This is a genomic window from Skermanella mucosa, assembly GCF_016765655.2.
Classification (GTDB): Bacteria; Pseudomonadota; Alphaproteobacteria; order Azospirillales; family Azospirillaceae; genus Skermanella; species Skermanella mucosa.
This window is the reverse complement of sequence record NZ_CP086108.1, coordinates 47657-61186: the sequence shown is the minus strand read 5'-3', so window position 1 is coordinate 61186 and position 13530 is coordinate 47657. Positions and strand designations below refer to the sequence as shown.

The 13530-nt window shown below is 70.8% G+C and carries 7 protein-coding genes; 2 read left to right on the top strand and 5 right to left on the bottom strand.

All coding sequences use genetic code 11. The annotated features are described in order from the left end of the window. Window positions 1–27 precede the first annotated feature (27 nt). Entirely contained in the window at window positions 28–7230 is a 7203-nt protein-coding gene (locus JL100_RS33255) for a non-ribosomal peptide synthetase (protein WP_202684700.1), read from the bottom strand. A 276-nt stretch (window positions 7231–7506) separates the two neighbouring features. Between JL100_RS33255 and JL100_RS33245 the strand changes: the two genes are divergently transcribed. Then, window positions 7507–7809 carry a DUF1127 domain-containing protein gene (locus JL100_RS33245; RefSeq protein WP_202684701.1) on the top strand — a complete coding sequence of 101 codons (303 nt, stop codon included), beginning with the start codon at window positions 7507–7509 and terminating at the stop codon, window positions 7807–7809. Window positions 7810–8041: 232 nt separating this feature from the next. Further along, window positions 8042–8824, top strand: a complete 783-nt coding sequence (locus tag JL100_RS33240; RefSeq protein ID WP_202684702.1) for a 4'-phosphopantetheinyl transferase family protein — start codon at window positions 8042–8044, stop codon at window positions 8822–8824. Between the two features lie 37 nt (window positions 8825–8861). Here JL100_RS33240 and JL100_RS33235 read toward each other — a convergent pair whose 3' ends face one another. The 4 genes from JL100_RS33235 to JL100_RS33220 all read right to left on the bottom strand — a co-directional run bounded on the left by JL100_RS33235 (window position 8862) and on the right by JL100_RS33220 (window position 13469). Then, window positions 8862–9566, bottom strand: a complete 705-nt coding sequence (locus JL100_RS33235; protein WP_202684703.1) for a hypothetical protein — start codon at window positions 9564–9566, stop codon at window positions 8862–8864. A gap of 81 nt (window positions 9567–9647) precedes the next feature. Beyond that, window positions 9648–10328 carry a hypothetical protein gene (locus JL100_RS33230; protein WP_202684704.1) on the bottom strand — a complete coding sequence of 227 codons (681 nt, stop codon included), beginning with the start codon at window positions 10326–10328 and terminating at the stop codon, window positions 9648–9650. An 823-nt stretch (window positions 10329–11151) separates the two neighbouring features. Continuing rightward, on the bottom strand, window positions 11152–12141 hold the full coding sequence (locus JL100_RS33225; RefSeq protein ID WP_202684705.1) for a glycosyltransferase family 2 protein: 990 nt from the start codon (window positions 12139–12141) through the stop codon (window positions 11152–11154). A gap of 20 nt (window positions 12142–12161) precedes the next feature. Then, entirely contained in the window at window positions 12162–13469 is a 1308-nt protein-coding gene (locus JL100_RS33220) for a lipopolysaccharide biosynthesis protein (protein ID WP_202684706.1), read from the bottom strand. Between the last annotated feature and the right edge of the window lie 61 nt (window positions 13470–13530).

Sequence of the window (13530 nt, the reverse complement as noted above, 5' to 3'; positions counted from 1 at the left end):
GACCATTCTTGAAGCTTTTAAGTAGCCTCAGCCCGGCGCGGGATCGAGGGCGCGGCCGATCGCGGCCGCCAATTCCCCGGCGAGCGGCTCCCTCATCACGGAGGCATGGTCGCCGCCGATCCGGTGGACCGCGACCGGCCCGGCCGTGACAGCCGACCAGCCGAGATCCGCCACCGTTCCGGGGCGGGCGGCCAGCGCGTCGGTCACCCAGACATCCACGGGCGGGCCGATCCGCCTGGGCCGGAAGCTCCTCAGGGCGTCCAGGTTGGCGCCATAGACCGCCAGCATCCCGGCGACCTGGTCGCGCGTGACCGCCCCGCCGAAAGCCCCGGTCGCGGCCAGCCGCCGGTGCACCAGGTCGATCCGGGTCTCCTGCCCGAACTGCTTCAGCACGGCGCCATCGAGGCCGAGATCGAGCCCCATGGAGTGCTCGACCGCCCGGACCATGTGGAGCAGCCGCCCGGCCTCGTCCCCCGGCACGATGCCGTCCGCGAAGTCCTGCGGGTTGGCCGGCGCGTCGATCACGCAGACGCGGGCGACCGTCCGGCCGCGCGCCGCCAGTTCGGCGGCCAGCTCGCCGGCCAGGGCCGCGCCGAACGAGTAGCCGACCGGCACGAAGGGACCGGGCAGGCCGGCCGCCAGCACGGCGTCGGCATAGGCCCGGGCCATCTCGGGCAGCCCGCGCACCGGCGGCCGGGTATTGTCGAGCCCGCGCGCCTGGAGCGCCGCCACCCGCCAGCCCTCGGGCAGACGCCCAGCGAGCGCCGCATAGCTGAGGACATGGCCCGAGACCTCGTGCGGCAGCAGGATGGTGCCCCGGTCGCCCTCCGGGCGCAGCATCACCAGCACCTCGTCGGCACCGCCCGACCGGGCGTCGATCAGCGCCGCCTGCCGGGCGACCGTCCCGCCGGAGAACAGGCTGGCCAGCGGCAGCCGGCAGCCGAACGCCGCCTCGACCCGGGCCATCAGCTGCACCGCCAGGAAGGAATGCCCGCCAAGCTCGAAGAAACCGGCATGGACGGAGGTCACAGGCCGCTCCAGCACGGCCGACCAGAGGGCGAGCAGCCGGGTCTCGGTGGCGCTCGGCGGGTCCGACCCGTCGCGGACGGGCGCCGCCGCTTCCGGCTCCGGCGCCTCGGCCCCGGCGTCCCGGCGCTCCAGCACGCCCTCCTCGGTCCAGCGCGCCGTGACTCCGGTCGGAACCGGCGCCTCCCCCGGCCGCTCCAGCCAAAGCGTTCCCGGCAGGCCGACCGGCACCGGCGCCCCATCCGCGTCCAGGACATGCGGGACCGTTCCGGGAGCGACGAGATCCAGGGGCGCCCGCCCGGCCCGCTGCCAAGCCCGGATCGCCTCGGCCTCCGCCCCGGCGTCGGCCAGGGGCAGCCGCAGCGCGCCGGCCTCGGGACGGGCCGCCAGCTCAGCCAGCAGGTGCCTGAAATGGCGTTCCATTCGCTCGACCGTTGCGGCATTGAAACGGCTTCCGTCGCATTCCAGGACGGCATCGATTCCGCCCCCTTGCTCGACCAGGGTCAGCAGCACGTCGAAGCGCGCGACGCCGGCATCGTCGGCCAGCGGCGTGACCGTCAGCCCCGGCAGGTCGAGCCGCCCGCCCGGCGCGTTCTGAAGCACCAACATGGCCTGGAACAGCGGCGTGCGGCTGATCGACCGCTTCAGCCCGAGGGCGTCCACCACCAGCTCGAACGGGGCGTCCTGGTGGGCATAGGCGTCGAGGGTCACCCGGCGCGCCCGCTCGACCAGCTCCCGCCCGGAAGGGTCGCCCGACAGGTCCAGCCGCAGGGCCAGGGTATTGACGAAGCAGCCGATCAGGCCGGCCAGGTCGTCGCGCGTGCGGTTCGCGATCGGCGTGCCCACGACCACGTCGGTCTGGCCGCTCCAGCGCGACAGCAGCAGGGCGAACCCGGCATAGAGCACCATGAACAGCGTGGCGCCGCCCCGGCCGGCCAGCCCGCGCAGCGCTTCGGTCTCCGCGGCATCGATCCGGAAGCGGCGGGACCGGGCGGGACGGTCCGCTCCCGCGGTGCGCGGCGCATCGGCGGGAAGCTCCAGCGCTTCGGGAGCGCCCGCCAGCCGCTCGCGCCAGTGGCCGATCAGCCGCTCCAGCGCGGCGCCGGCCAGGCTCCGCTGCTGCCAGGCGGAGAAGTCGGCGTACTGGACCGGGAGCGGCGGCAGGCCGGCGGCCCGCCCCTCGACCGCGGCGCGATAAAGCTCCGTCACCTCCCGCGCCAGCACGCCCATGGACCAGCCGTCCGTGACGGCGTGGTGGAGCACGGCCACCAGGACGGCGGAGCCGGGGGCGAGCCGGACCAGTGTCAGCCGCAGCGGCGGCCCGCGGTCCAGGTCGATCGGCTCCAGGGCCAGCGGCCGCAGCGCCCGCCCCAGGCCTGCGGAGTCCGGGATGGCCGGAAGCGCGAACTCCGATCCGTCCCTTACGGCGAGGGGGGCTTCGAACGGCGGCATGATCTCCTGGAAGGGCCGGCCGTCCACCACGGGGAAACGGGTGCGCAGCGTCTCGTGCCGGGCGATCAGGCCGGTCAGCGCCCGGCGCAGGGCCGCCTCGTCCAGGTCACCATCCAGCTTCAGCCCCAGCGCCACGTTGTAGACGCCGGTGCCCGGCATCAGCCGGTCAAGGAACCACAGGCGCTGCTGGGCATAGGAGAGCGGCAGGATGCCGGTGCGGTCGGCCGGCGGGATGATCCCCTCGGCGCCCCCGTCGGCACGCTCCTCAACGGGGTCCGGCCCCAGCCGCCCCGCCAGCTCCGCCGCGAACTCGGCCACGGTCGGCCGCTCGAATAGCAGGCGCAGCGGCAGGTCTATGCCGAACCGCGCGCGGATGCGGGCGATCACCCGGGTCGCCAGCAGCGAGTGGCCGCCGGCCTCGAAGAAATTGTCGCGGATGCCGATCCGCGCGGTGCCCAGCACCTCCGCCCAGGTCTCCGCCACGGCGGCTTCCAGCGGGGTGCGCGGTGGTTCGCCCTCCGTCCCGGCCGCCGGCCCGTCCTCGCCGGGTTCCGGCAGGGCGCGGGCGTCCAGCTTGCCGGTCGGCCCCAGCGGCAGCCGGTCCAGGAACACGAAGGCCCCGGGCACCATGTGTTCCGGCAGCCGCGACGCGGCGTGCCGGCGCAGCGCCCGCCCCAGCGTGCCGCGCCGGTCCGGCGGCGCCGGCTCGTTCAGATAAGTGATCGGCGCCTCGGCGGCGGCCGGCATCTCCCGCGCGCCGCCAGCAGGCACCGGCTCGCCCGGCCGGCGGAACAGGACGTCCAGCCGCCCGTCCTCCGTTCCGGCGGTCCAGCCCGGGACCGCCTCCCAGCCGTGCTCGCGGGCGAGCCGCGCGATCGCCGCGCCGTCCAATGCCCCCGCCGGGCCGCCCGCCGGATCGCCGGGCGCCCGGTCCAGCACCTCCTCCGGCGGCCCGTCGGCCTCGATCCAGGCCAGCGCCGCCAGCGGCCGGGCCAGCCGCCGGTTGGGAATGCCCGAGATGCCGAAGCCGGAGGTTTCCCGCGCCAGCCGCCCGGCCAGATGGCCTTCCGTGCAGCAATCGGCCCAGGATGAATATTCCGCCCCCGCAACGGTCCCGGCGCCGCCCTTGAGCGTCACGACGGCGTCGTATCGGAAGCGGGTCAGCTCGTTGTCTCCCGCCGCCACCTTGGGCATGGCGGCCACGCCGGCCACGTCGGGCCGCCGCGCCAATGCCGAGAAGAAGGCGGGATCGACCAGGATCTCCTTTTCGCGCTCGACCGCGCGCGCAAGCCGGCGCGCCAGCTCCAGCCGGGTCCGTCCCGCCCCGGTCGCGGCGGCGATGTCGGCATGGAACGCCCGCAGCAGCACGCGGTTGCGCAGATCGCCCAGGAACAGCCGCCCGCCCGGCGCCAGCCGGGCCAGGGAACCCTCCACCACCGCCATGAAATAGGCGCGGCTCGGGAAATATTGCGCGACCGAATTGATCACCACCAGGTCGAAGCCGCCGGGCACCCCGTCCAGGTCGGCGGCCTCCCGCCGCTCCACCGTGACATGGTCCAGCCCGCGCGCCGCAGCCGCCCGGCGCAGCCGCTCGACTACGGGGGAGGAGAAATCCAGCCCGTGGTAAAGCTCGACCGACGGCGCCAGCCCGAACAGGATCATCCCGGTGCCGCAGCCGATCTCCAGCACCCGGCGCGGCGCCAGCGCCCGCAGCCGGTCCAGCGTCTCGTCCAGCCAGGCGCGCATCTCCGCCGCGGGGATCGGCGCGTTGGTGTAGCTGTCGTTCCAGCCGGAAATATCGAAGTCCCGCGCTTCCCCGTCACCTCCGTAGATCATGTCGAAGGTGGCGCGCCAGCCCTCGTCGCCTCCGGCCTCGCCGTCCGCGCCGGGACGCGGGACGACATAGGCGACCAGCCGCTTGGCGTCACCCTCCCCGCGCGGCACCACCGCCACGTCGCCGACCGCCGGATGGTCCGACAGCACGGCCTGGATCTCCCCCAGCTCGATGCGGAACCCGCGCAGCTTCACCTGGGCGTCGGCCCGCCCGCGATATTCCAGGTCGCCCACCGGGGTGACCCGCGCCAGATCGCCGCTGCGGTACAGAAGCCCGCCGCCGGCGGAATCCAGGACGAAGCGTTCCGCCGTCAGCTCCGGCCGGTTCAGGTAGCCCCGCGCCACGCCGGCGCCACCGACCCAGATCTCCCCGACCATGCCGGGCGGCACCGGCTCGCCGTGGTCGTCGAGCAGGCGGATGAACAGGTCCGGGATCGGCTCGCCGATGACGCTGCCCAGCCGGCGCTTGACGTCGCGCCAGCGGATCGGCCGGTATGTCACGTGGACGGTCGTCTCGGTGATGCCGTACATGTTGACCAGCCGCGGCGCGTCGTCGCCGTGGCGGTCCAGCCACGGCTCCAGGCTGGCGAGGTCCAGCGCCTCGCCGCCGAACACCACGAAGCGCAGCGCCAGTTCGGACTCGCGCGGGTCCGCCTCCTCCGCCTGGATCAGCTGGCGGAAGGCCGACGGCGTCTGGTTCAGCACCGTCACCTTCTCGCGGCACAGCAGGTCGTAGAAGGCGTCGGCCGCCCGCGCCACCTCGCGCGGGACGATCACCAGCGCGCCGCCATGAGCCAGCGCGCCCCAGATCTCCCAGACGGAGAAGTCGAAGGCGTAGGAATGGAACAGCGTCCAGACGTCCCGCGCGCCGAAGCGGAACCACGCGTCGGTCGCGTCGAACAGCCGGGTCAGGTTGCCGTGGGTGACCAGCACGCCCTTGGGCCTGCCGGTCGAGCCGGAGGTGTAGATCACATAGGCCAGGTCGTCCGGCCCGACCGCGACCGGCTCGAACCCCTCGGCATCGGCGTCCCCGCAGTCCTCGACGCACACCACCGGCGCCGTGGTTCCCGACTGCACCCGGGGCGGCACCCGGGGCGCCAGCGCTTCCGTCGTCAGGACGGCCGCGACGCCGCTGTCCTCCAGCGCGTGGGCGACCCGGTCGGCGGGATAATGGGGATCGAGCGGCACATAGGCCGCCCCCGCCCGCAGCACGCCCAGGATCGCCGCCGGCATCTCCAGCGACGGCTCGAACCACAGGGCGACGCGGTCGCCGGCCCCTATCCCCAGCGACCGCAGCCGCCCGGCGATCGCGGCGGACCGGCGTTCCAGCGCGCCGTAGCCCTGCCGCTCGCCGTTCAGCCTCAGCGCGGTGGCCCCGGCCCGCTCCCGCGCGTGGCGGACGAACCGGTCGTGGACCCCTTCGGCGAAGGGCGCCGCCGGCCGCTTCGGCCCGGTCAGCAGCGCCGCCCGCTCGTCCGGCCCGATCAGCGGCAGGCGCGACACCGGCATGTCCGGCGCCGCCGCAGCACTCTCCGCCAGGGTCACGAACTGCCGCGCCAGCCGGGCGACCGATTCCGCCTCGAACAGGTCCGTATTGTAGGAGAACACCCCGGACAGGCCGCCGCCCGCCTCCTCCCGGATGAACAGCTCCAGGTCGAAGCGGGCGGCCTCCTGGGTCAGCAGCGGCTCGACCGCGAACTCCCCGCCGGCGGTCGGCGGCGGGGTCGGGTCCAGCAGCGTGAAGGCGACCTGGAACAGCGGGTTGCGGCCGGTGTCGCGCGGCAGGTCCAGCGCCTCCACCAGCATCTCGAACGGCAGGGTCGCGTGGTCGAACGCCTCCAGCACCAGCCCGCGCTGCCGCTCCAGCAGCGCCGCGAACCCCGGGTCGCCGGAAAGGTCGCCGCGCACCACCACCATGTTGACGAAGAATCCGACCAGCCCCTGGGTCTCCAGCCGCTCCCGGTTGGCCAGCGAGGTGCCGACCGGCACGTCGTCCTGCCGGCAGTGCCGCGCCAGCAGCATCTGGAAGAGCGCCATCAGGGCGGTGAACTGGGTGGTGCGCGCGGCCGAGGCCAACCGGCGCAGCCGGTCCGCCGCCGCGGCCGGAACCGCGAAGGGGACCAGCGCGCCGTCGAAGCTTTGCAGGCGCGGGCGCGGCCTGTCGGTCGGCAGGTCCAGCACCGGCAGCCCGGCCAGCCGCCTCCGCCAATAGTCCAGGTCGTCCGCGATGCTTTCCGGCCCGTAGGTCTCCCGCTGCCAGGCCGCGAAGTCGGCGTAGGAGACCGGCAGCGGCGCCCAGGCGGGGGCGCCACCGGCCAGCCGCGCCCGGTAGGCCGACAGCAGGTCGCCCGACAGGATGCCCAACGACCAGGCGTCGGCCGCGATATGGTGGATCGCCAGGACGATCGCGGTCCGTGACTCCGCGATCCGGATCGCCGTCGCCCGCAGCGGCGATCCCCGGCCCAGGTCGAACGGCCGCGCGCTCTCCTCGCGGATCGCCGCCGCCAGGGCCTCGCCGTCCTCCGCCCGGTCCCGCCAGTCGAACAGCCCGACCGGGACCGGCCCCGCCGGCTCGACCACCTGCTCGCCTTCGCCGTCCCGCTCCTCGTAGCGGGTGCGCAGGACCGCGTGGCGCGCCACCACGTCGCCGACCGCCGCCTCGAAGGCCCCGGGCTCGAACCTCCCGTCCAGCCGGAAGGCCAGGCAGATCGTGTAGGCGGCGCTCTCGTCCAGGCGGTGCAGGTACCACATGCGCCGCTGCTGGAACGACAGCGGGGCCCGGCGAGGCCCCCCGTCCCGCACCCCGTCCGCCGGGCGGATCCCGATGCCGGTCCCGCGCTGCGGCGGGGAATCGCCGTCTTCGTCTAGGAGAAAGTCGAGAAGGTCTAGGTCGGCTTCGCTGCTGTCGGTATCTGGCATGGCGAGCGTGAGCTTCCGGATCGGCGGTTAATGGATTATGCTAGTACTGATTGCATACAATGGTAATATTCCATCCAATTTAGATAGGATGGCCTAAGCTTCTCTAGTACTTTTCGGCCGTGGCCCGGTCAAGCGCGATCGACGCGGAGCCCTGCCGGGCGGTGTTTGCCGCAGGCCGCGAATTGATGACATTTATTTGTCTCAGCCCCGGGCACCCGCCGCTAACTCTATGGAAACCGGGTCCGATCACAGTGCCGGACAGCAAAGGAGCCGGACATGAACCTGGTTGAACTTGATCGTTTTCTTCCCCGCAGCCGCCTAGCGCGCCGGGGCCTGCTGCCGGCCGCGGCGGCGGTCGTGGCCCGCTGGATCGGGCTTGATCCGATTTCGCGCGCGGAGAAGCGCCTGCACGAGATGACCGACGGGCAGCTCGCCGATATCGGCATAACCCGGGCGCAGATCGCCGACGCGGTGCGTTACGGCCGCGGCGCCCCGTCCGGGCGATGCGCCGAGATCATCCCGATGCGCCGGCGCCCGACCCGCCCGTCCGGCGGCCCCGACGTCCCGCACGCCGCTTGAACGTCGCGGTTCCCGTCAGGACGGCTGGCCGGGACCCCGGTCTGCCCCGATCCTGCCGTTGATCCTTTCCGGCACTGCGGCCATTGTGGTGCGGAATGGGAGGATCGGCGGCAGGCGAGCCCGGAGCGAGGGGCAGGCACGCTGAGCTACGGTTTTCCCCAGGGTGCGTGATCACAAACCTATGTCGTCTGGTGGTTGGCACTTGGTCCTAGGGCAAACTGAAAGCGCAACGATGATCCCGGAGCCCGGCCAGGTCGACATCTACTACGTGTTGTCCGACTCGCCGACGGTGTCGGACCTGTCGGAATCCTACCGTGCCCTGCTGGCGCCGGAGGAAATCAACCGGTATCGCCGCTACCTCAACGACCGGGCGCGGCACGAATACCTCGTGACGCGGGCGCTGGTGCGCACCGTGCTGTCCCGCTATGCGGACGTTCCGCCGGCCGCCTGGCGGTTCCGGGCCAACGCCCACGGCCGGCCGGAAATCGCCGGCCCCGCCCTGCCCGGCCTTTCCGGCCTTTCCGGCCTGGAGTTCAACCTGTCCAACACGAACGGCATGGTCGCCTGCGCCGTCGCCGCCGATCGCGAGATCGGCATCGACGTCGAGAACCTGGAACGCGCCGGCGACCTGATGGAGATCGCCGGCCGCTTCCTCGCCCCGGCGGAAGTGGCCGACCTGCGGTCGCTGCCGCCCGCCGGCCGGACCCGCCGTTTCTTCACCTACTGGACCCTGAAGGAGGCTTACATCAAGGCGCGGGGGCTTGGCCTGTCGATCCCGCTCGACCGCTTCGCCATCGACCCGGCCGATCCGACCCGCATCCGCATCGCCTTCGAGCCCGACCTGGAAGACGATGCCGCCCGCTGGTCCTTCGCGACCTTCCAACCGACCGGGAACCACCTGATGGCCGTGGCGGCCGGACGGAAGCCCGGATGCCCTTCCGCCCCGCGACTCCAGGCCCGCCTGCACCGCGTCGTGCCGCTCGGCCCGGCCGGCGTGCAGGAAGCGGCTCACTGATGGGCGGGGTCGCCGCGGGGCCGGCCGCCGGGCCATATCAGTCGTCGGATTGGAGGAACAGCAGCGGCACCAGCTCCTGGCCCGCGGCGACCTGGGTGTAGCACGCGGCGGTGTTGGCCGCCCAGTTGGTGTTGATCGCATAGGTGACGTCGAGCGTGGTCTCGCTGGCTTCCGAGAAATCGACGAGCAGCGCGGGGGAGAGGAGCTGGTAGGCCGCCATCCCCGCGGTCAGCGGATCGGTGTCGAACGCGATCAGGACCGTTTCGGCGGGGGTGACGACATCGATGATCCCGCCGTAGAGCGGCAGCGCGAAAGTCGGTTCGTACGCGCCGGCGACACCCTGCCAGGAAAGCTGCTGGCACAGGCCGCAGAGGAACTCGCTGGTGGTGGTGTTGTCGATGTAGATCTCCGTCGTGGAGCCGTTGGCGACCACCGCCCCGGTTCCGGCGGCCGATGTCACCTGAAGGGTCTGGCCGGCCGTGATCGAGTAGGTCGTGCTGGCGACGACCGTCTGCCCCTGCGCCACGGTCGTGGTCGTGGTCGGCGAGGTGTAGGCTTCCGTCGACGTGCTCCAGCCGACCATGTTCGACAGGCTGTAATCGGTGGTCTGGAACCAGACCAGCGGCGCGCCGCCCCCCATGGTGGTGCACACCGCCTTGAAGACGAGCAGCCTGAATCCCGAATCCAGGAGGTCGGTCAGCGTGTCCTGATCCATCGTGATCTGAATGCTGTAACTGCCCAAGCCGCTCCCTCCGTCGAGTGTGCTGCCGCCTGCAACCCGATAGCTCGGCCCGGCCGGCCGGATCCGCTTCAGCTCACCGGGTCAGGACTGCTGGACCAGGATCGGGGTGATATCGGTCCCGGCCTCGTACTGGGTGCACCATCCCTCGGTGTTGCCCGACCAGTTGGTGTTGATGTCGTAGCTGATCGACGCCGCGGTCATTCCGGTCATGTTGACCAGCAGGCTGGGCGCGTAGCACTGGTAGACGACCGATCCCGTGTCCACCTGCTCGGTCTGGAAGACCACCAAGACCTGTTCGACCGGCGTGATGGTGTCCAGGTTGTTGCCGTAGAGCGGCAGCGCGCAGAGCTGGGAGCCCGACGAGCCCTGGACCGACTGCGAGATGCCGCAGGTGAACTGGGTGCTGGTCTGGTTGAGGATGGAGATCACGCTGGTGTTGGACGAGTTGACGATTGTGCCGGTGCCCGCGACGGAGTTCACCTGGAGTTCCTGGCCCAGGTTGATGGGGTAGCTGGCGCTGGCGTTGATGACCGTGCCGTCGGTGAAGCTCGTCTCCGTCGAGGTATAGGCCTCATAGCTCTCGGTCCAGGTGATCACCGTGTTTTCCGAGATGGTCTGGGTCTGGAACCAGACCAGCGGCGCGCCGCCGTTCGCGTTGGCCGCCTGCACCGCCTTGTAGGCGTACAAGTAATAACCGGAGTTCAGCAGGTCATTGACGGTAGTATCGTCCATGGTGATGGTCAGCGTATAGGTGGTCGACATCTCAATTCCTTGTCTGTATCTGGATCAACGTTATGAGCGAATTGGATTATGCGCGGAGCAATCAAGCTCGTTGCGGCCAGTCCATGGCCTGGTACAGCCGTTATGAGTACTTGGATTTTTGTCAGTAAACGGCCAAAAAAATAACGATATGGAAAGATTAATTCCCATCAATCGAACTCTATTGTATTGTCTGCGCTTCGGTTGTTATGTTGTTTGTTAATTTTTATTTAGTATCATCGCCTCAGTTGCCGACGTTATAAGGCATATAGAGCCCTAACTAAGCAACGAGTCAACAGGAAAAAGGAACATTTCAAAACAGAAATACTAGATCTTTACTTTGATTTACGTGCGTGTTCATGAAGAACACTTGAGTATGAAATTTGAATACAATCGCGCTGCGGGACCGTTCTCGCCCCCGAGGCCCATCTCCAGCGAGTAAATCTGAAAAATCGAAGTGGCGGCCGATGACGATCGGGATGATCGAAATGCGCCAGCCCGGCGGAATCCGCCTGGGGGTCGTCCGCAGGACCGAATCCGCGCCTCCGTGAGGCTGCGCCCGGGATCCTGATCGGCATCCGCTCCGTCTATCGGGACAAGTTCCGGGTCGCCGTCCACGAGTCGCGGGCGACCGACATTGTCCGGCGTTTGCCACGGGGCGGCGGCTCGGCGCCGGCCCCGTCGCGGTCCTCACGACGCCTGCCGTGGACCCATCATCGTTCCGGGCGTTCGATTCCGAGCCCCGTGCCGGGCTGGCCGATCCGGGCTGCCTTGCCGCGATCGCAGGGACGGATCGGCGGCGCGTCCGGACGCCGTGTTCCCCGGGTTACCCCATGGCCATGTCTGCGTGGCGCGCCCGCCGTCCCAGCCGCAGCCGTGCCATGACCCTGCCGGCCAAGTCCGGCGACAGGATCAGCAGCGCGTGGTACGCCGCCTCGCCGGGCCGGGCGGCGCTCCAGTAGGCTCCGGAGAACAGCAGCCGCAGGGCGGCGCCGCGGCTGCCGGCGCGGGCGTGCTCGCACAGGGCGATGGCGGCGTGGCGGGCCGCCGCGCGCCCGACTGCGGCCTTCTCTTCGGCGTTGCGCGGTTCCAGCCGGTCCAGGAGGCCCAGCGCGAAGATGCCGCTGCGCGACGAGGCCGAGATCTGTCCCCCCCAGCGCCGGCAGGCCGACGCGTCGTGGTCCACGAAGACGAACGGCGCGTCTGGGGCCGCGAGAGCCAGCCGGATGCCGAAATCATAGTCGCAGACGTCGCCGACCTCTTCCCGCGGCCTGTAGAGCACGGCACGGGCGAGGTCGGCGCGCACCAGGAAGCCGTTGTGCGGGATGCGCCCGTCCACCGCGGCCGCCAGGGCGGAGGACTGCGCGCCGGCCCGGTCCGGCGTGCGGCCGAAGTCGCGGTTGCCCCGGGCCGTCGCCGCCGCGTCGATGGTGCCGGCGGCGTCGATCATGGTGACCCTGCCATAGACGACCGAGGCGCCGGGGTGCCGGACCGCGCCGGCATGCAGCGCCGACAGGGATCCCGGCATCATCAGGTCGTCGTCGTGCATGATCGCGATCCAGGCCCCGCGCGCCTCCCGGAACAGCATGTTGACGTTGCCGGCCTGGCCCAGCCGCGGCCGGTTGGGGATGTAGCGGACCGTGATCCCCTCGTCGGTCCGCATCGCGTTCAGAAGGGCCTCGTCCACCGCGTCCGGCCGGTCGTCGCCGATCACGATCTCGAACGGGCGGTAGTCCTGTTTCATCAAGGATTCCAGGGTCTCGGCCAGGAACCGCTTGCCATAGGCAGGTATGCAGACGCTGATCAGGTCACTCATCGGAATGCCACTCCGCGGGTTCAGTTGACAAGCCGCCGATAAAGGAAGTTCACGTCGCTGCGCCGCATGAGCAGGCCCGGCATGCGCCGGTTCAGCAGCAGCTCGTAGGCGGCGGCGATGAAGGCGAGGCGCACGATGGTCGCCAGCAGCATCGACGCCGCCGCTCCCATGACGCCGTAGGCCGGGACCAGGACCCACAGCAGGGGCACCACGCAGGCGAGGCCGACGCCTTGCGCCCAGGCGATCACCCCCGGCCGGCCGGCGCCCATGAAGCCCTGCCCGATGATCCGGATGCTGCCGGTCAGCACCGCCTCGGCCAGCAGGATCGGGAAGATCCGGGTCGCCGGCGCGAAGTCGGCGCCGTAGATGAACGGCAGCATGACCGGGGCCACCAGGGCGATGCCGATGGCCAGCAGGCCGGTCGCCGTCGTCGCGACCCGGGAACTCAGCGAGACATAGGTGATGACGTCGTCCAGCGGCTGGGCCGCCACCCTGGGGAACAGCACGACCGCGGCGGACCCGCTGATCATGTGCAGCATGCGCGCCAGGCTCGCGGCGACGACGTACAGGCCCAGCTCGGCCGGTGCCAGCAGCGCCACCAGCAGGAGCTGGTCGATGTAGGACGAAATCACGCCCATGAACTCGATCCCGTAGGACCGCCAGCCATAGCCGTGGAGCCGCCGCACGGTGCCTTTCAGGTGACGCAGCCTCACCGGCAGGCGCGGCAGCAGCCGCAGGCCGGAGACCAGGGCGAAGACCAGCGGCGGAACGGCGTAGCAATAGGCGCTTCGCACCGCCGTCAGCTCGCCCATCCAGCCCAGGACGGCCAGCAGCACCAGGGTGGCCAGCGTCTGCCCCAGCATGACGATGTTGATCCACCGGAACCGGCCGAGCGCCTCGTAGACGCTGTAGACCAGGGTATTGCACAGCATGAACGGCATCAGCAGCACCAGCCCCTGGGCGCCGGCCACCACGTCCGCGTCGTAGCCGCTCAGCAGCCACGGCATCGCCAGCGCCGCGGAGCCGCCGCCCACGATTCCCACGGCCAGCGACACGGCGATCGCCGCGTAGAAGAAATCCGGGCCGAACCGCTCCGACTTCCGCCAGTTGTAGACCAGGGACATCGGCAGGCCGATCGCCAGGATCGGCATCAGGACCGACGGCCAAAGGGCCATGGCGCCCTGCTCGCCCCGGCCCTCGGGTCCAAGCAGGTTGGCCGTCACGATCCCCGTGAGCAGGTTCATGCCCAGGATGATCACCCGGGCGCCGAATGTCTGGACGGCGGCGGCAGTGCTGCCCCGGCCGAAGATGAACCGCAACGCCTTCATCAAATCTTTCCCATGGGGATTACGTACGCGGGCACCCAGAGAAGCGCCCGCGTCAGGCCGT

Bases quoted from the DNA above. Each gene is read 5' to 3' on its own strand.
- JL100_RS33255 (WP_202684700.1), bottom strand. From the start codon at position 7,230: ATGCCAGATACCGACAGCAGCGAAGCCGACCTAGACCTTCTCGACTTT.
- JL100_RS33245 (WP_202684701.1), top strand. From the start codon at position 7,507: ATGAACCTGGTTGAACTTGATCGTTTTCTTCCCCGCAGCCGCCTAGCG.
- JL100_RS33240 (WP_202684702.1), top strand. From the start codon at position 8,042: ATGATCCCGGAGCCCGGCCAGGTCGACATCTACTACGTGTTGTCCGAC.
- JL100_RS33230 (WP_202684704.1), bottom strand. From the start codon at position 10,328: ATGTCGACCACCTATACGCTGACCATCACCATGGACGATACTACCGTC.
- JL100_RS33225 (WP_202684705.1), bottom strand. From the start codon at position 12,141: ATGAGTGACCTGATCAGCGTCTGCATACCTGCCTATGGCAAGCGGTTC.
- JL100_RS33220 (WP_202684706.1), bottom strand. From the start codon at position 13,469: ATGAAGGCGTTGCGGTTCATCTTCGGCCGGGGCAGCACTGCCGCCGCC.